The organism is Opitutus terrae PB90-1 (assembly GCF_000019965.1).
Taxonomy (GTDB): Bacteria; Verrucomicrobiota; Verrucomicrobiia; order Opitutales; family Opitutaceae; genus Opitutus; species Opitutus terrae.
On sequence record NC_010571.1, the window covers coordinates 796,668 to 814,731 of the forward strand.

The window sequence follows — 18,064 nt, forward strand, 5'->3', positions numbered from 1 at the left end:
GAACACGGAGCGACGACCTGGCCCCAAAGCTAAGTTGGACATTGAACCCCGCGCGCCGTCCCGGCGCAAGCCCCGCCTGAGCTTCCCAGCCTTCGCCGCGCCCATCTTGCTTTTCCGAGATGGCCCCGGCGAACGCCTTCACCACCGGCACAGGCATCCCGCCCGTGGGTTTGCCGGAAACCGAGATGCGCCCGACCTGGCTCCGCGCGTGTGAGCGCGAGCTACTCGTCGCAAGCGCCGCCAGCGGCTGACTTCCGCGATCACGGCCCAGGCTCAATCAACACCCCCGTCACGTCGACGCCATCGGAGATCAACTTGCCGAGATTCGGCAGGGCGAGAAGGATTTCGCCGTTGGATTTCGAGCCGGCGGCCAGACACACACCTCCGATGCCCCACACCTCCACGGCGCGTCCGTTGTCCTGCCAGAGATCGCCGCCGGCGATGCAAACCTCGGCCGCATGCCCGAACACCAGCACCGGCATCGCCTGATCGAACGCACTCACGTTGCCGATCCGCACCGGGCCCGCGACTTGGATCCCGGCGGCAAACACCCCGGTCATGCCGCTGGCCGCGAAGAAATGCGCATTGCCGAGGAACAGGCCGCCGGCCCTCCCTGATGCGCTCTGCACCACGAGCGCGGCGATGTCCGCCACGCCATCATACACGACGCCCTCCTTGAACACGGACCGGTTGACCGCATTCGCGCGTCCAACCGAGAACACCGACACATTCGTCGTGCTATCGGCGTCGGCCACGAGGATCGTGGCATGGCCTTTCATGTAACGTACCGATTGGTGGTAATTGACCGGCAGATCTGGACCCGACGCATTCGACAGCGCGATCGTCAGGCTCCCCGCGCCCGAGAACTCCACCTGCACGATGTCGTCGGTCAGGTCGAGAAACGAAATCCGCGTCACTTGGCCCGGATCCGCGGTGAGGGTCGCACTCGCGCCGGTCATGAGCCACTGGTCGTAGCGGACGCCGTTCGGATGGAGCACATCAGCGGTCACCTCGATCGCATCGCCCGTAATCTTGACCGGCGATCGGATCGCGACCACGGCCGCCGCTATCGTGCGTGTCCCACCGGCCTCGGTCACCTCCAGCGTGTAGATGCCCGCATCGATGGGTTGGACACACGGCTGCGTCAGCGTCGGCTCCGTCGCCCCGGGCATCACCTCGCCATTCCGCCGCCACTGGCACCCGCCCGCCACGACGACTGGCGGTGAATAAACGAAGGAATCGCCCACGGCCACCGTGAAGGTGCGCAACCACGCGGGCAACCCGCTCAGCGGCGACGACTCGTCGAGTACGGTTACGTTGCGATCGATCGTGCCGGCCACGAAATTGGTTCCGCGCGCATACTTAACATGCAGCGTCGCCGGACCATTCGGCCCGATCAACTGCCCGACGAAATTGATGCCGCCGCTGGTCGCGACCACCGTGTAGTCGCCGGGCGCGGCGAGCCGAACTTGCCCCACCACGTTCCAGTCGGCCGCACGGTAGACGCCCGGCCGGGCGAGCGTCACCATGCCCACGAAATTGGCTCCATCGTTACGGTCGAAGGGCGGAACGACCATTCGGTCGCCTACGTAGGTGATCGCATGCGCCGCGGAGGCGAACGCGAGAAAGAGCAGCAGTCTGATTTTCATCGGAGGTTTCTGTAAGATCGAATTGCCCGCCGACGCCGTGGCTCGAGCGTCGCTGTATCCGGCGCCTTGTTCGACCAGCCACCGACCTGCACCCGCTATTCCGCTCGAACAAAAAGTTCGCTTGCGCCCGCCGGCCTCAGAAATCCCACGTGAAACCGACGCTCGGGATGAGCGGCATCAGCAGGTCGCCTCGCGTGCGACGCACCTCCAGCGAATCGTCCGGGCGCACGGTCACGTTGTGGCCGTAGCTGATCATGTTTTCCCGATCGAAGACGTTGAAGATATCCACATACAGCCGCAGCGTGCCACGCTTCAGCTCGAAACGCCGCTGGATCCGCAGGTCGACGCGCTGATAGGCGGGCAATCGCTCGGCAAAGGGCGTTCGCAGTTCGCCATAAACGACCGTCCCGCCCTCCGCGTAAGGCGCGGCGTGGAAATCCAGCTCGGTCGTTGGCCACCCGGTGTGGTACTGGCCGGCGAGGCTGAATTGCCAGCGCCGGTTCGGTGTATACGTGACGTCGAGATAGACCGTGTGGCGTTGATCCCGCGCGCGGGCAATCGTCACGCCCGAACGGAGCGTCTCTTCCGAGCGCGCCAGCCCATAGGATCCCGACCACGAGAGCTTCGTCCCGCGGCGTTCGGCGATCAGCTCGAGCCCGCGCGCGCGCTGGCGGAGCGGATCGAGCCGCAACCGATCGTAGCCTTGCTCCGGCGCGGATTCGAGTGTTTCGACCCCGTTCTCCCAATGCGGCTGCGGCCGGTTCACGGCGCGCTCGTAAGCCTCGAGCCGCAAATTGATCCCGCCCCGCAGTCGCCGTTCCAGCCCGACGACGCGATGCTCGGCGCGTTCTGACGGATAAAACCGAGTCTCTCCATCCAGCACGCCAAGCCGGTACAGCGGCTGCGCCTGGTGGAAGCGACCCCAGCCAAAACGGAGCGTCGTCGCACCGCGGCTCCACGCCGCGTTGAAGCGCGGGCTCACGTCGGCGTCGTGCGCGTAGTTATTGCCGTCGAACCGCACGCCCGGCTCCACGGTCCAGCCCCCACCCGGCTGCGCGCGCACGGCCAGATAAGTTCCCCACGATTCTCCGGCGGGCGCCACGGTCAGGTCCCTGAACTGTCGCGTCTTGATCAATCCGGCGTCGGTCGACACCAGCGCTTCATGGAACCCATGATAATCGAAATCGGCCCGACCGGTCGTCACCTGCATGCCCGCCCTCAGCAGGACGCGCGGGTGCCACTTGGCCGTCCAGTCCTGCCGGAAGCTCGTCGTCCGCAGCTCCCGCTCGTCAGCCGCGCCCAGTTCATACCAGCGGTTCCACAGCCCGCTCGCACGTCGCGACCACGATAGCTGCGCGTGGGAAAGAACCGCCTCGCCTTGCACCGCGCCGAAATCTCCCTGCCAACGCAGCCAGGCGTAATCGCTGCCGTAGCGACTGTGCAGCTGCGCCTGCGTGCCTTCGTTCATTGTCATCCGGTCGGCCGCGTGCAGCGCATGGACCGCCAGCGTTTGGTTGGGCGTGAGATTCGTCTCCCACTTGGCGAACACATCGTGGTAACGCGGTTTGAGCTCGGTGCTGTCGTCCGCTCCTCGCACCCGCAAGGCCACCTGCGGATACCCAGTGCGTGCACTCACCAGCCAGTGACTGCGGCCACTGGGAGTTGCTCCGCGGCTCGCGACGCGTGCGCCGGTCATGCTCATGCCCAGGGTGGTGCGCGGCTTCGCCCGCACATAACGGTCCGTCTCCATCGTCAACACTCCCGCCAGCCGGTCGCCAAACTCCGCGGTGAATCCACCCGTGAGCAAATTGAGCCGGCTGATCGTCTCCAGATCCAGGATCGAGAGCGAGCTGTCGGTGTCCTTCATGTGAAACGGCTCGATGAGCTCCACGCCATCGAGCCGCGCCAGTACCTGATCATGCGGCGCGCCCCGCACCCAGAATCGCGCCGTGATGTCATCGGCCGCGAGACCCGGCAGATGCGAGATCGCGCGATAGAGATCCTCGCCTACCTGGGGCAACGCCAGCAGATCCGCCTCGGTCAGCATCGCGGCCACGAGCCCGCGCTCCTCCTCGATGCCGAACCGGCTGGGCGTGACGATCACCTCCTCCAGCAGGAAGGCCGGCGGTCCCGTACCGCCGAGTTCGCTTGCATCCACCACCACCGCCTCCAATGCCTGCAAGTCCTCGCCCGCGGTCAGCCGAATCGGACCGAGCTGCGTACTCCGATGCGCCGCGACAAAAACGGCCTCGACTCGCGCCGTGGTAAACCCCTCGGCCTGTACGAGCAGGGTCGGCCATTCCGCCGGCACCTCGGGCAGCCGAAAAAAACCGTCCGCCCTCGTGCGCACCGCCAGCGTTGAGTCGACCAACCGCACCAACGCGTTCGCCACGGGCTGCCCGGTCGCATCTGCCACGACGTGCCCCTGCACTTCTCCCGTGCGCCGGCGGTTCCGTTCCGACACCACCACGAACTTCCCCGCACTGTTGCGGATCGCCGTGAATCCCGTTCCGCGCAGCAGCCGATCGATCGCTTCGGCCGGTTCGAACAGGCCCGCCACCGCGTTCGACTGCACCGCCTTGAGCTCGTCGAATGAAAACAGCACCTCGACCCCCGCCTGCTTGGCGAACGCCATCAGCGCCGTCGCGGCCGGCTGCGTCGGCAGATCGAACCGCGTGGGCGCCGCGCGCGCCAGCGGCCCGAGGACCGCGAAAACGAGCGCGAGGCCGAGCCAGCGTCGCGCCATGCAGGCGCGCGTCCCCCCGCGGATGATGTTCCGCGCAGGGATTTCCGCGGCTGGCACGGGATGGCTGCGGCTCACAGCGCCCATTCGTCTACCGATTCGCTCGTCTCAATGCCAGCGGAAGCCTGCATGCTCATTTCCTTCAGAATTTCCACCGCACGCCGAGCCGGGCCGTCCAGGCGTTGTCGCCATCGCCCGCAAAATCGACATACGTCAGATCGGCGTAAGTTGCGACCTTGTCCGTCAGCCAGAGATTGGCGTGCAGGGTAAAATGAGTGGATCGATCCGTGCTGCCGTCGAACGAGTCGGTGTAACTGATGCTCGGCGTGAGCGTCGCCCGCCCCGCCGGGACCTCCAGACCGACCGCACCACCCCAGATGCCGCTCTTCTCGGTCGTGCCGAACCGCCCCACGTCAAATTCCAGTTTCTGGTGCCCAATCAGCACCCCCGCGAAAGGCTTCAATCCCGCGGCCGCCGGATGCACCACCGCCGCTGCACTGATCGTGGTGTCCTTCAGACCCACGTTTCCCGCGTCAATCCAGCCATGCCCGATGTGCAGACCGAGATCGAGATTCGCTGTGGCGGGAAAATTGACGTCGGCGCCGACCACGTAGCCGTGTTCGTCGATCGCGTCCACGTCGACCGTGCCGGCATCGGCGCTGATCGTGCGCTCACCAAGGACGCGTTGGCCGGGCAAGCCGGCCACGACTTGCTGTGCGGGCAGCGGGCTACCGGCGAACAGGATGGTCGCGACGGCAAGCAGAGTTTGAACGGAAATGAAGGAGAGGAGTTTTCGCATGAGGCTGGACCGTTGCGTCCGCTCGATGCGGAGCAACCGGCATCCGGATACGACCACCCGCGCGCGGAAACCCGCTATTCCGACGAAAATGACGGAGCATTTTCCCGTCACCGACCCTCGATCGGCACGACGCGTACGACGCCGTCCGGCTGGCGCAGCACGCGCACAGGCAGGACACGTTCGATTTCCTCGAGCAGTCCTTCGAAATCATCGAGGCTGTAGCGGCCGCCCAGCCGCCGATCCGCCACGCGTCCATCCACCTCGACCGTCCGGCCGTGATACGCCGCAAACCGCTCCAGCGCCTCACTGAGTGGCGTGTCTTCAAACACCGCCTGCCCCTCGCGCCAGGCGAGGACATTCTGCAGCGCTCCCGGTTCGACGCGGTGCACGTCCAACGCAGCCGTGGTGACGAGCGCCTGCTGGCCGATCTCGAGCGCCGTTTCACTGCTGGCCGCCGCAGCCGGCTGCACGCGCACGCGGCCTTCCAGCACCGTCACCTCGACGGCCCCTTTTGGCCGGGCCCGAATATTGAACTCCGTTCCGGTCACACGCACCACGCCCGCCGGAGTCTCCACGACGAAAGGACGCGCCTTCTCCGGCGCTACGTCGAACCATGCTTCGCCACGCGTGAGCCGCACGTGTCGTTCGGCTTTGCCCAAATCCACGTGCAGCTCGGTCAACGCATTCAGCGCAATCCGTGATCCATCGCTCAGCGCCGCCACATGTCGCTCGGCGGCGCCGGTGCTGAACTCCTCCCCGCCGCGCGTCGCCACGATGGCCGTGAAGGCCACGACCGCCGCCGCCGCCAACCCGGTGGCGCCGATGCGCCACCGCCGCCGCGCTGTCGCGCGCGCCTGCGTCGCCGACTCGACAAGCGCGTCGAACTCCGATTCGAGTTGCGCGGAAAGCTGACGGTAGCGCGACAATAGCCAACGATGCTCGGGATTCGCCGCCAGCCAGGTGGCCAGCGTCGCGCGGTCCGCATCCGTCATCCCGCCGCCATCCAGCCGCGCCGCCCAGAGCGACGCTTCCTCTTCGATCCGTTCGTGGGTTTCGTCTCGTGCCATGTTGTTACAGGCCGGCCGCCCGGCCTCCCTCCACGTTTGAGTCGTTTTTGCCGCGGCCCACCGCGGCATCGTCCTGCACCGCTGCGCGCAACAACCGCAGCGCGCGCGCATGCTGTTTCTCGACCGTGCTCACTGCAATCCCTAGCCGCGCGCCGATCTCGGCGTGGGACAACCCTTCGACCTTGCAGAGCAGCAGCACGCTCCGGCAACCGGGCGGCAATGCGGCGATCGCGGTCTCGAGCCGGGCCCATTCCTGTCGCGCCATGACGACGCGCTCGACGCCTGGGCCTTGCGCCGGCGCGAGTTCGATCAGCTTGCCATCGACTTCGCGCACGGGCGCAATCCGCCGCCGCTGCAACTGGTTCAGCGCCAGCCGGCGCGCCGTGGTGAACAAGAACGCCCGCGGCGCGTCGATCCGTTCGCCCTCAAACGCCGCGTAAATCCGGGCATACGCGTCGTGCGCCAGATCCTGCGCGTCAGACCGGTTGCCGAGCATCCGCGCCAGATAGCGGCGCAACGGAATCACCGTTGCCCGATAAAACGCACCGAAATCCGTGGGCCCGGGGTCAGGCATGGCTGCGCGGCGTCGGCCGTTCTAACGGCAACGACCAGGGGGGTAAAGGTTCAACGGCGTGGACATGGGCTCCACGACTTAGGACAAGCCACCGCCTCGAACCCGCTACTCGGCTCCACTCTAGACTCTGAGCTCTGGGCTCTCAGCTCTGGACCTGGGCCCTCGCCCCCGCTCACGCCTCCCAATAGACGATCCGGCCACACTGGTCGCACGTCGCCAAGCCCGCTCCAGGCAACGGCTGGCCTTTGCCGCGCGAAGCGCTTTCGACCTCGCTGGAGACCTTGAGATGGCAGCCGCCACACTTGCCGTCGTGAATCGCCACCACCGCCGGCATGTTGCGCGCCGCGATCCGCGTGTAGAGCCGCAGCGCGGGCTCGCCGACCGGTGTCCGCGACGCCGCCACTGCCGCCTGCGCCTCTTTCAATTCGGCCTGCAGATTCGTCTCCCGCTGGCGCAGCGTGTCGATCCGCGCCTGATGTCCGGAAATGTTGGCCTTCAGCACGGATTCCGCGTCGTGAAACCGCTTTCGCGCCTCATCGATCGCATACATCACCTCGAGGTCCCGCTCCTCGAGCGTGCCAATCGACTTCTCTGCTTCTTCGATCTCATGACCGAGTGCCTGGTATTCGTCGTTTTTCCGTACCAGTGACTGCTGGGTGCGGTAACGGCCGAGATTGCCCTCTGCGGTCGCGATCTCTCCCTCGACGCCCTTCTTCTTCAACTCAAGATCCTTGAGCTCGCCCCGCGCGGTTTCGATCGCGGCCTTCTCCGTCGCGATCCGCTCTTCCACCAAGGCGATCTCTCGCGGCACCGCTTTGAGCTGCGCTTCGATGGCCAGGCGGTGCATGTCGCGATCCTGGAGGATCAGGAGCGTTTCGATCACAGGCGTCGGCATGCCTGCGAGCGTGGCGGTCCGGCCGCAGCCCGCCAAGCAGGAATCTCGGAAACACGGCGCCACGCCGGTTGGCGCACGTGCTGGCTTCGGCTCCGCGACCCGTTTTCCGGCTGCCCGAACCCGCGCCCCCGGGCGTCGTAAAGCCGCTTACCCGGTGGAGGGATAGCCCCCCTGGCACCCGCCTCGTTTTAAACGCAATCCAAAGCGCGTTTTGCGACGGTTTTTTCTCGAAAAAACCCTCGCGTCCGGCACGCGTCGCGGCCACTTTTTTCCTTTCCATTTTCCCTTCGAAAACACCCTTTCATGGCCGACGAATCTGCTGCTGAACATACCGCGAAAAACCTGGCTGGTGCCGAAGCTTACGATGCCTCCAAAATCCAAAAACTCGAGGGGCTCGAGGGCGTGCGCAAACGCCCGGACATGTATATCGGCGACACCAACGAGCGCGGCCTGCACCACTGCGTCTTCGAGGTCGTCGACAACTCCGTCGACGAAGCGCTCGCCGGGTTCGCCTCGCTGATCGTCGTCACCATCCATCTCGACGGCTCCTGCTCGATCGAGGATGACGGCCGCGGCATCCCGGTCGACATGCACCCGGTCTACAAGATTCCGGCGCTGGAACTCGTCCTGACGAACCTGCACGCGGGCGGCAAATTCGGCAAAGGCGCCTATCAGGTGTCGGGCGGCCTGCACGGCGTCGGCGCCAAGTGCGTCAACGCCGTCTCGGAATGGTTCGAGGCCGAGGTTCGCCGCGGCGGCAAGGTTTACCAGATGCGGTTCGAGCAGGGCATCACCACGCAGAAGATGCAGGTGATCGGGGACACGAAAAAGACCGGCACGAAAATCACCTTCAAGCCCGACCCGGAGATCTTCAAGACCACCCGCGAATTCCAGTACGAGATCCTGTCGAAGCGGCTGCGCGAGCTCGCGTTCCTCAACCCCGGCGTGCACATCGAACTGGCCGACGAGCGCTCGCAGAAGGGCGACCGGTTCTATTTCCGGGACGGCATCACCGAGTTCGTCCGCTACCTGAACCAGAACAAGAACGTCGTTCACGACAAGCCGATCACTTTCAGCGACTCGGTGCCGAACGAGACCAACGCGGCGCTGCCCAACATCGTCGTCGACGTGTCGATGCAGTACAACGACTCGTACAACGATCAGGTCTTCGCCTACGCGAACTCGATCTACAACATCGAGGGCGGCACCCACCTCTCCGGCTTCCGCACCGCGCTCACCCGGGTCGTCAACAATTTCGCCCGCGCCAACAATCTGCTGAAGGAAAAGGATCCGTCGATCACCGGCGACGACGTGCGCGAGGGGCTCGTGGCCGTGATCTCCGTCAAGGTCCCCGAGCCCCGCTTCGAGGGCCAGACGAAGACCAAGCTCTCCAACGGCGAGATCGACGGCATCGTCCAGCGGATCGTCGGCGAGAAGCTGCGGTTCTATTTCGAGGCCAATACGAACATCGCGAAGCGGATCATCGACAAAACCCTGAACGCCGCCCGCGCCCGCGAAGCCGCCCGCAAGGCCCGCGAGACGGTCCGCAAAGGCGCGCTGTCCGGCGGCGGGCTGCCCGGCAAGCTCGCCGACTGCTCCGAGCGCGATCCGGCGCTGTGCGAGCTTTACATCGTCGAAGGTGACTCCGCCGGCGGTTCGGCGAAACAGGGGCGCGACCGCCGCTACCAGGCGATTCTTCCGCTCCGCGGCAAGGTCATCAACGTGGAGAAGGCGCGGCTCGACAAGGTCCTCGCCAACGAGGAAATTCGCACCCTGATCACCGCCTTCGGCACCGGCATCGGCGACCACGAGGGCGACGGGGCCTTCGACGGCGACAAGGCTCGTTACCACAAGGTCATCATCATGACCGACGCCGACGTTGACGGCTCCCACATCCGCACGCTGCTGCTGACGTTCCTCTACCGGCAGATGCGCGGGCTGTTCGACCGGGGCTTTGTCTACATCGCCCAGCCGCCGCTCTACAAAATCAAGCGCAAGAAGCGCGAGCAGTACATCGACAACGACGACCAGCTCAACCGCATCCTGCTGGAGCTCGGCTCCGAGGACGTGGTGCTCACGCGGATCGCCGATCAGCACGTGTTCGCGCCCGCGCAGATCGACAAGATCGTGGAAAATCTCGCCGCGCTCGAGAAGCTCGGCGCCGGCGTTACGCGCTACGGCGCTGCGCTCAGCGAATATCTCGACCAGCAGGATCACGTCACGCACGCCTTGCCGCGCTACATCGCGCGGATCCGCGAGGGCAACAAGGAGAGCCATGAGTTTCTCCGCGACGAGGCCGCCCGCTCCAAGTTCGTGCAGGATCACGGGCTCGACGCCGACATGTTCGAGCAGCCCGACAACGTGGTGCCGAACGGCACGGGCACGGCCAGCGGGCTGCCGGTCAACGGGACCACGGCAGGCGTGAACGAGCCGCCCAGGAAACCCGCCGCCACGCCCAAGCGGATCACGCTGCACGAGATCTTCGAGAGCACGGAAATGGCGAAGCTCCTGAAGGCGATCGCCGCCACGGGACTCGAGATCAACCGGTTCGGCGCCACCGAGGAAGCCCGCTACTTGATCACCGAAAACGCGGGGCAAAAGAGCGAGAGCAGGATCGAGCTCCACTCGCCGCTCGAGATCGTCACCGAGATCCGCGCCAACGGCCGCAAGGGCCTCTCGATCCAGCGCTACAAGGGTCTCGGCGAAATGAACCCGAAGCAGCTTTTCGAGACGACGATGGATCCGGAGAAACGCCGGCTGCTCAAGGTTTCGATCAACGACGCCGCGAAAGCCGACGCGCTCTTCACGCTGCTCATGGGCGACGAGGTCCCGCCCCGCCGCCAGTTCATCGAGGACAACGCCCTCAACGTCCAATACCTCGACGTCTAGTCCGATCGACTCGTTCTCGTTCTCTTAATCGTTCTCGTTCTCTCGAGGCCGATCAGCGGAGAACGAGAAAGAGAACGATAACGAGAACGATTTTCTCCCCCTTTTCCGCATGTATACAGCGAGCGAAAAACTCTCCTCCGCCAACATCACCGACATCATGCAGACGGCCTACATCGATTATTCGATGTCGGTCATCATCTCGCGGGCGTTGCCGGACGCCCGCGACGGCCTCAAGCCCGTCCAGCGCCGCGTGCTCTACGCGATGCTGCGCGAAGGCCTGCTGCACAACCGCGCGTTCGACAAATGCGCTGGCGTCGTCGGCGAGGTACTGAAGAACTATCACCCGCACGGCGACTCGTCCGTCTACGACACGCTCGTCCGCATGGCCCAGCCCTGGGTGATGCGCTACCCGCTGATCGATCCGCAGGGCAACTTCGGTTCCGTCGACGGCGATCCTGCGGCCGCCTACCGCTATACGGAGTGCCGGCTCAACGCCATCGCCGAGGACCTCCTCCGCGACATCGAGGAGGACACCGTCGATTTCGCGCCGAACTACAAGGAGTCGACCACGGAGCCGACCGTCCTGCCCGCCGCCCTGCCCAATCTGTTGATGAACGGCTCCACGGGCATCGCCGTCGGCATGACGACGAACATCCCGCCGCACAATCTCGCCGAGATCATCGACGCGACCTGCGCGATCATCGACAACCCCCGCATCTCGGTCGACGAGCTGTGCACGATCGTCCAGGGCCCCGATTTTCCCACGGGCGGCGTGATCGCCGGCCGTGAGGGCATCCTCAGCTACCTCAAAACCGGCAAGGGCATCGTCCGCACGCGCGGCAAGGCCCACACCGAGGAGATGAAGGGCGGGATGGAGCAGATCGTCGTCACGGAGATTCCGTACAACGTGAACCGCGCCACGCTGGTCACGCGGATCGCCGAACTCGTGGGCGACAAACAGATCGACGGCATCCGCGATCTCCGCGACGAGTCCGACGAGAACACGCGCATCGTCATCGAGCTGAAGCGCGGCGAGCAGTCGAAGGTCGTCATCAACCAGCTATTCCAGAAGACCGCGCTCGAATCCTCCTTCGGCGTCACCCTGCTGGCCCTCGACAAGAAGCGGCCGAAGCAGATGAACATCAAGGAACTCATCGAGTGCTACATCGAGCACCGCCGCGAGGTTGTCACCCGCCGCACCCGCTTCCGGTTGAAACAGGCCGAGGACCGCGCGCACATCCTCGAGGGCTACATCATCGCCCTCGATAACCTCGACGACTTCGTCAAAATCATCCGCGCCTCGCAGAATCGCGAGGAGGCGAAGGTCCGGTTGATGGCGAAGTATCCGCTTTCCGAACGCCAGACCGACGCCATCCTCGAACTCCGGCTCTACCAGCTCACCGGGCTGGAGCGCGGCAAGATCGAGGCGGAATACCTCGAGTTGATGAAGCTGATCGAGGAACTCCGCGGCATCCTGGAGTCCGAACCCAAGCTGCTCGCCCTGATCAAAAAGGAGCTGGCCGAAATGAAGGAGAAATACACGTCTCCCCGCCGGACCGAGATCATCGCCGCCGCCGGCGAGTTCCGCATGGAGGACGTCATCCCGAACGAGGGCTGCGTGATCACGGTTTCCCATCTCGGCTTCATCAAGCGCACGCCGGTCGCCGAATACCGCTCGCAGCGCCGCGGCGGCAAAGGCGTGATCGGGGCGGAGACTTACGAGGAAGATTTCGTGGCAAACCTCTTCACCGCTTCGACCCACGACTACATTCTTTTCTTCACCAGCATCGGCCAGTGCCACGCGAAGAAAGTCTACGACATCCCCGAAGGCACCCGCGCCTCCAAGGGAAAGTCCGTCTCATCCTTCCTCCGGCTCGCCGAAGGCGAAAAGATCGCCGCGATGCTGTGCGTGAAGGACTTTGCCGAGGATCGCTATCTCGTCACCGCGACCAAGCGCGGGATCATCAAGAAAAGCGCCCTCTCGGACTACGCCAACGCCACCCGCGAGGGCGGACTGATCGGCATCAACCTGCAGGAAGCCGACAGCGTAATCGGCACGGTGCTCACGACCGGCGAAAACGAACTGATCCTCGTCTCGCATCAAGGGCTGGCGGTGCGGTTCCGCGAGCGCGATCCTGAGAGCGGCGAGGAGCTCTTCCGCGCCACGGGACGAGCGACCGGCGGTGTCACGGGCATGCGCTTCAAGCTCAAGAGCGATTACCTCGATGTCATCGAGGTGGTGGACCACGAGGCCAAGTTCCTCGTCGCGAGCGAGGCCGGGCTCGGCGTGCGCACGCGCTTCGAGGACTACCGGCTCATCAATCGCGGCGGTAGCGGCGTCTGGGCGATCGACCTGCCGGAGGACGGCTCGATCAAGCTCGCCGGCGCGCTCAGCGTTCGCGAAGACGACGAGGTCATGCTGCTCACGGCGAAAGGCCAGAGCATCCGTTGCCCAGTGAAGGACATTCGGGAAACCAACCGCGGTGCGAAAGGCGTCCGTCTCGTCACCCTCGAGCCGGGTGACAAGCTCCTAAGCATCGCCCGGATCGTCGAAACCGAGGAAGAATCCGGGGCCGAAGCGACGCCGCCCGTCAGCTCGTAGCGGAACGCGTCAGCGTTCCGATCGGGGATGGTCTCTTCCCATTCACCCCACTCCTCACGGAGCGAGCCCCGCTGATTTCGATGGCCCTGCGCGTGAGCGCAGGGGATGCGCGCGGACGAGATTCTAAAAACAGGCCTGGGGTTGAGGGGACGCAACGCCCTCGTCGCGCCGGTGTGATGTAGCCGGGTCGCCGACCCCGGCCCGGACGAATCCGGTCAATGCGCCCGCCAGCCGCCAGCATCGCCGCGGGCCGTGCTCCGGCATCGATGCTCGCGCGACCGCCGCTCCGCGCGACCACCGGCCGCGCGGAGGATCCGTCGTGGACAAACCGCGACACCCTGCCTATCTCCGAGCCGCCCCGCTCCTCGCCGTGTCCTCGATTGCTGCACTCCCGACCGTCGCCCTGGTTGCTGCCAACGATTCCTATTGGCTCACTGGCCGCCGCGCAGCGCTCATCACGTTGCAGCTCGTTCTGCTCCAACTCGGGTTCGGCATCGTCCTCGGCATGGGGCTCGCTTTCTGGAATCTCGCGAACGGCCTTCCCAGCAACACCGGCACGAACCATCCGCTTGCGCTCATGCTCAGCAACGGCTCCGCCTACGCGCTGGTCATCTGGCGGGAATGCCGCCGCAGCCGCTGCACGCTGGTCGTACCCGCAACGCCGCAGTTCTCGCCCGCGCTTCTCCTGGCGCCGATGAGCTTGCTGGTGGCGGGTGCGGCCATCGGTCTTTCCGACCTGGAGAACGTCACCCACGCGCTTGCGCCGCAACCCGAATGGCTGCGCCATTACTTCGGGCAGCTCACCAGCATGGCGGCGCACCCTTACTTCGCGCTGTTCTTCGTGGCCGTGTTCGCCCCTATAACCGAAGAAATTCTGTTCCGCGGGCTGTTGCTCCGTGGGTTGCTCGTCACCAGCACGCCGGTTCGCGCGATCGCGATTTCATCGCTGCTTTTTGCGGCCATGCACCTCAACCCCTGGCAGATCCCCGTCGCGCTCGTTTACGGCGGCTTGCTTGGCTGGGTTTATCTCCGCACGCGTTCGCTCACGCTCTGCATCTTCGGCCACGGGCTGAACAACCTCGGCAGCCTGCTTTCACCCGGGCTGCCGTTCACGATTCCCGGCTTCAACGGGGAGCACGCGCCGGGCGTGGCGCTGTTTCAACCGTGGTGGTTCGACGCGCTGGGTCTGATTTTCCTCGTCGGCGGAGCCTTCCTGTTTCACCGACTCGCACCGCCGGCGGTCGCGCCCGCCCGCGCTGGCGAACCGCCGCTGCTGACCGATCAGCCTGCGGCGAACACGAACTGAGCGGACCGTCCTCCGACCCGCCTGCGCAGCGCCGGGCCAACTGTCCCGTCACTGCGCCGGTCGACGTGACCTCCGCGCTGACTCCAGACTTCCGACCACCCGTCGAACGGTCCACGCCTCGCGCTTCCTGGTCAGATCATGCTCCCAAATCAGCACGCGCCAGCCGGCTTGCATCAGCATCCGAATTCACCGCCCGATCGCGCCGCTGGTTGCCGAGAATTTTCTTCAACCAAAACTCGGCATTCTGTTTCGGCCACGTGGTGGGAACCGGACATTCATGCCAGAAGCAGCCGTCGAGGATCCGACACGATTGCCGAAGAGGCTTCGTTGGGTTGAACGAGCAGCGGCTTGCTTCTCAATAAGGACGCTCTCACAAAGCCTACAGTGGCAATTGCAGAGCCTACACCCACCGCATCAAGGGCTTGGTATGGCGCGTCGATCGAAGAGTTTCGGGGCACACTACCGGTAACAGTCTTTGGACTGCTCGCTCAGAATCCTGAGTTCGATCTGGCGACGACTCAAAAGGAGGCGTGGCTGGAGCAGACTGCATTTCTTCAGAAGAACCTGGAGGGGCTGTCTGGCACACTCTACTTGGAGTTCAACATCCCGCGCATGGGCAGTCGGGTAGATGCTGTGCTGCTCATCGGCCCGGTGGTGTTTGTCGTAGAATTCAAGGTGGGCGAAGCGAAGTTTGAGCGGTCTGCGTTCGACCAGGTTTGGGACTACGCGCTCGACCTAAAGAATTTCCACGAGGCGAGCCACCGAGTGTCGCTTGTCCCAATCCTGATTCCGACCGAGGCGAAGGAATCGCCCCCGGTGAAGCTGAGTGCCGATCAAGATGGAGTCTACCGCCCGATCGCGGTGCATCCCGAAGGGTTTCGGGCGGCGATCGAGCGGGCCTTGGATCAAATCGTCGGGCCAAGCCTCGATCAACAGCAATGGGCGCAGGCCCCTTACAGACCCACACCGACCATCGTTGAAGCCGCGCGCGCGTTGTACGCGCACCACGGCGTGCAAGCGATCAAGGCTTTTGACGCCGGCAAACAAAACCTCGGCATCACCTCTCGCCGGATCGAGGAGCTGATTAATGAGGCCAGAACGAGGGGTCGAAAGATCATCTGCTTCCTCACCGGTGTACCGGGAGCCGGGAAAACGCTGGTAGGCTCAATGTCGCCACCCAACATGCGCGAACAGACAGCCCGACGCACGCCGTGCTGTTGTCTGGCAATGGTCCACTCGTTGCGGTGCTGCGTGCAGCTCTATCTCGAGACGAGAAGGCCCGCTTGAAGAAGCGTGGCCTAGAGCAGAAGAAGCGGAGCGATCCGGTGAAGCAGTTCATCCAGAACGTTCACCATTTTCGTGACGAAGCGCTGAAGAATCAGGCGCCACCTGCTGACCACGTGGTGGTATTCGATGAGGCTCAGCGCGCCTGGAATGCCGCGATGACGGCTGACTTCATGAAGCGGAAGAAAGGTGTCTCCGATTTCACGGATTCGGAGCCGCAATTTTTGATTCGCTACGTGGACAGGCATCAAGACTGGGCCGTGATTCTGTGTCTGGTAGGCGGAGGGCAGGAGATCAACCGCGGCGAGTCCGGAATTGGAGCTTGGTTGGATGCCGTGAAAACGTCCTTTCCGTACTGGGACATGCATATTTCTTCGCGGCTGACGGACAGCGAATATGCGGCTGCGCAGACCATCGAGGCAGTGCGAGGGACGCGAGGTGTTCATTTTGACGACAGCCTCCACTTGGCTGTGTCGATGCGCTCGTTTCGTGCTGAGCATGTCTCGGCGTTCGTTAAGGCGCTCCTCGATTGTGAACGAGGCCAAGCTCGCCAGCTGCTGACCAAGCTGAAGCGATACCCAATCGTTGTTACCCGAAACCTAGATCTCGCAAAGCAATGGGTGCGATCGAAAGCGCGAGGAAGCGAACGCTTCGGACTGGTGGCTTCTTCGAAGGCCGAGCGGCTCAAGCCGCACGCGATTGATATTCGAGTCAAAACCGATCCAGTGCACTGGTTTCTCGATGGGAAAGAGGACACTCGTTCGAGCTACTACCTTGAAGATGCGGCTACCGAGTTTCAGGTCCAGGGATTGGAGGTCGATTGGGCGTGCGTGACGTGGGACGGTGATCTGCGATTCACTGCGACGGGATGGAGCTTCACGACTTCCGCGGAACGAAATGGCAGAACGTGCAGAATCCCGACAACCGGAGGTACCTAAAGAACGCCTATCGGGTGCTGCTGACTCGCGCTCGGCAGGGCATGGTCATCTTTGTGCCTGATGGCGAAGCAAGCGATCCAACCAGGCCGGCAGCATACTATGACCCGACATTCGAGTATCTCGTGGATCTTGGCATACCCGTTTTGAAAATGTCGTGTCCATAGCCGCGGCGGTGTTCTCCGGTACGCCCTGCTGATTAGGTTTCCTCTTTGCCAAAGCGACGATCGTCTTTCGTTTGAATCGTCCCGTCAGACCAGACTTCAACAGGAGGATAAAGTCACCGGTGGTACAGGCGTCCTCAAAGTCGCGCTCGCCAACGAGGAACTGTCGCAGGTGCTCGATCAGCATTTCAGCGATTTCGATTTCGGCTTCTCGCCGCGATTCGTAGGCGATCGGAAATCCGTTTTCATCGCGCCATGTTGGGACCACACCGTCGCAGATCGTTTCCTAAAAAATGGCAAAGGCACTTCGGAGTTTTCGTTCAGCGAAATACACGGGAGTGGCGAATCCCGTCAGTCTACCGGAACATGAGCCAGAAGTTAATGGACGATGAGTCATACCGCAGCAGCGGCAGCCGTGAGCTCCGGCGTTCAAGGCCTCTTCCGCCCGGTCATCCGTTCCTCCTCTTCTCCGGCCCAGCCCAGCCGACGGCCGCTGCTCTGGGAAAATGCATGGCTCGAACCTCTCTTTCCTCATAGGGCCATTTGGCGATTACCTTCGTGATCTCGGTGTCGGCGCTTCGTGCCCTTTGTGACTAAGAATTCACCCGAGGCCGTTTCCCGTCGCCTGCTGTGCCGGCTCCTCCCGCCCGATTCATTGCCCTGGTTTCCTCGTGCACTCACTCTGCCTTTCTCGAACCTCGAATCCCTCATGAAAATTCCCGGACTTCGCAGCGACTACGAACAGATTGGCGGCCTCGTCTATTTCGGACGAATGCTGGACAAGATTCGACTTAAGGCTGCCGGGAAATTGCCCGCCGACTTCTACACGGGCACGGCTGACCGCACGCATTTCGACGCGCGTTGCTGCACGTTCCTTCACGTCGCCTACGACGCACTGACGGCACGCGTCCTTCAAGGCGGCAGCGACGAGGAGATCCTGCAGTGGTGTTTCGAACATGGCCGACGCCCGAGCACCGACGAGATCGAGATCTGGAATGGATTCATGACGAAGCGCGGCTGGCGCGACGGCGGCAGCCCCGAGCTCGCGCAGGCGAAGCGCGCCGCAGGACTGGCGAATCGCGACGACATCCAAACCTGGTTCGACCTGCACATCGCCGAAGAGGCCTGAGCGCCGTCATCGGTGAAACCCGTGTTCG

At 63.9% G+C, this 18,064-nt stretch carries 14 protein-coding genes; 7 read left to right on the forward strand and 7 right to left on the reverse strand.

Annotation, left to right across the window (positions count from 1 at the left end; all coding sequences use genetic code 11):
* The first annotated feature begins 119 nt into the window (after positions 1–119).
* Positions 120–251 carry a hypothetical protein gene (locus OTER_RS26830; protein WP_272940899.1) on the forward strand — a complete coding sequence of 44 codons (132 nt, stop codon included), beginning with the start codon at positions 120–122 and terminating at the stop codon, positions 249–251.
* Positions 252–260: 9 nt separating this feature from the next.
* Here the strand turns inward: OTER_RS26830 and OTER_RS03275 are convergent, their stop codons facing one another.
* From OTER_RS03275 to OTER_RS03300, 6 genes are all read right to left on the reverse strand, one after another.
* Positions 261–1,649: a hypothetical protein gene (locus OTER_RS03275; RefSeq protein WP_012373479.1), complete on the reverse strand. Its 1,389-nt coding sequence runs from the start codon at positions 1,647–1,649 to the stop codon at positions 261–263.
* 136 nt (positions 1,650–1,785) lie between these two features.
* Positions 1,786–4,395 carry a TonB-dependent receptor domain-containing protein gene (locus OTER_RS03280; protein WP_237702433.1) on the reverse strand — a complete coding sequence of 870 codons (2,610 nt, stop codon included), beginning with the start codon at positions 4,393–4,395 and terminating at the stop codon, positions 1,786–1,788.
* A 139-nt stretch (positions 4,396–4,534) separates the two neighbouring features.
* The gene (locus tag OTER_RS03285; RefSeq protein WP_012373481.1) at positions 4,535–5,191 is read right to left on the reverse strand and encodes a hypothetical protein; all 657 of its coding nucleotides are present in this window, start codon (positions 5,189–5,191) and stop codon (positions 4,535–4,537) included.
* 107 nt (positions 5,192–5,298) lie between these two features.
* The gene (locus tag OTER_RS23590; protein ID WP_012373482.1) at positions 5,299–6,258 is read right to left on the reverse strand and encodes a FecR family protein; all 960 of its coding nucleotides are present in this window, start codon (positions 6,256–6,258) and stop codon (positions 5,299–5,301) included.
* A 4-nt stretch (positions 6,259–6,262) separates the two neighbouring features.
* Positions 6,263–6,832 (reverse strand): RNA polymerase sigma factor, encoded by a 570-nt coding sequence (locus tag OTER_RS03295; protein WP_012373483.1) that lies wholly within the window; start codon positions 6,830–6,832, stop codon positions 6,263–6,265.
* 172 nt (positions 6,833–7,004) lie between these two features.
* A complete protein-coding gene (locus OTER_RS03300; protein ID WP_012373484.1) occupies positions 7,005–7,727 on the reverse strand; it encodes a zinc ribbon domain-containing protein in 723 nt (240 codons plus the stop codon).
* Positions 7,728–8,030: 303 nt separating this feature from the next.
* On the opposite strand from OTER_RS03300, the gene gyrB reads away from it, so the two are divergent.
* From gyrB to OTER_RS26465, 5 genes are all read left to right on the forward strand, one after another.
* Complete coding sequence (gyrB, locus tag OTER_RS03305) at positions 8,031–10,616, forward strand: DNA topoisomerase (ATP-hydrolyzing) subunit B (protein ID WP_012373485.1); 2,586 nt, start codon at positions 8,031–8,033, stop codon at positions 10,614–10,616.
* A 109-nt stretch (positions 10,617–10,725) separates the two neighbouring features.
* A complete protein-coding gene (gene gyrA, locus OTER_RS03310; protein WP_012373486.1) occupies positions 10,726–13,218 on the forward strand; it encodes a DNA gyrase subunit A in 2,493 nt (830 codons plus the stop codon).
* Positions 13,219–13,588: 370 nt separating this feature from the next.
* Complete coding sequence (locus OTER_RS23595) at positions 13,589–14,524, forward strand: CPBP family intramembrane glutamic endopeptidase (RefSeq protein ID WP_148217991.1); 936 nt, start codon at positions 13,589–13,591, stop codon at positions 14,522–14,524.
* Between the two features lie 384 nt (positions 14,525–14,908).
* Complete coding sequence (locus tag OTER_RS26560) at positions 14,909–15,811, forward strand: hypothetical protein (protein WP_237702434.1); 903 nt, start codon at positions 14,909–14,911, stop codon at positions 15,809–15,811.
* Positions 15,736–16,746, forward strand: a complete 1,011-nt coding sequence (locus OTER_RS26465) for a DNA/RNA helicase domain-containing protein (RefSeq protein WP_272940900.1) — start codon at positions 15,736–15,738, stop codon at positions 16,744–16,746. The genes OTER_RS26560 and OTER_RS26465 overlap by 76 nt, the downstream gene beginning before the upstream one ends.
* Before the next feature lie 45 nt (positions 16,747–16,791).
* Here the strand turns inward: OTER_RS26465 and OTER_RS26565 are convergent, their stop codons facing one another.
* Positions 16,792–17,175 (reverse strand): hypothetical protein, encoded by a 384-nt coding sequence (locus OTER_RS26565; protein WP_162470342.1) that lies wholly within the window; start codon positions 17,173–17,175, stop codon positions 16,792–16,794.
* 441 nt (positions 17,176–17,616) lie between these two features.
* On the opposite strand from OTER_RS26565, the gene OTER_RS03330 reads away from it, so the two are divergent.
* Complete coding sequence (locus tag OTER_RS03330; RefSeq protein WP_012373488.1) at positions 17,617–18,036, forward strand: DUF5069 domain-containing protein; 420 nt, start codon at positions 17,617–17,619, stop codon at positions 18,034–18,036.
* Positions 18,037–18,064: the final 28 nt, after the last annotated feature.

Coding starts and splice junctions, on each gene's coding strand:
- OTER_RS03300 (WP_012373484.1), bottom strand. CDS start 7,727: ATGCCGACGCCTGTGATCGAAACGCTCCTGATCCTCCAGGATCGCGAC.
- OTER_RS03285 (WP_012373481.1), bottom strand. CDS start 5,191: ATGCGAAAACTCCTCTCCTTCATTTCCGTTCAAACTCTGCTTGCCGTC.
- OTER_RS03295 (WP_012373483.1), bottom strand. CDS start 6,832: ATGCCTGACCCCGGGCCCACGGATTTCGGTGCGTTTTATCGGGCAACG.
- gyrB (WP_012373485.1), top strand. CDS start 8,031: ATGGCCGACGAATCTGCTGCTGAACATACCGCGAAAAACCTGGCTGGT.
- OTER_RS03280 (WP_237702433.1), bottom strand. CDS start 4,395: ATGGCGCGACGCTGGCTCGGCCTCGCGCTCGTTTTCGCGGTCCTCGGG.
- OTER_RS26830 (WP_272940899.1), top strand. CDS start 120: ATGGCCCCGGCGAACGCCTTCACCACCGGCACAGGCATCCCGCCCGTG.
- OTER_RS03330 (WP_012373488.1), top strand. CDS start 17,617: ATGAAAATTCCCGGACTTCGCAGCGACTACGAACAGATTGGCGGCCTC.
- OTER_RS23590 (WP_012373482.1), bottom strand. CDS start 6,258: ATGGCACGAGACGAAACCCACGAACGGATCGAAGAGGAAGCGTCGCTC.
- gyrA (WP_012373486.1), top strand. CDS start 10,726: ATGTATACAGCGAGCGAAAAACTCTCCTCCGCCAACATCACCGACATC.
- OTER_RS03275 (WP_012373479.1), bottom strand. CDS start 1,649: ATGAAAATCAGACTGCTGCTCTTTCTCGCGTTCGCCTCCGCGGCGCAT.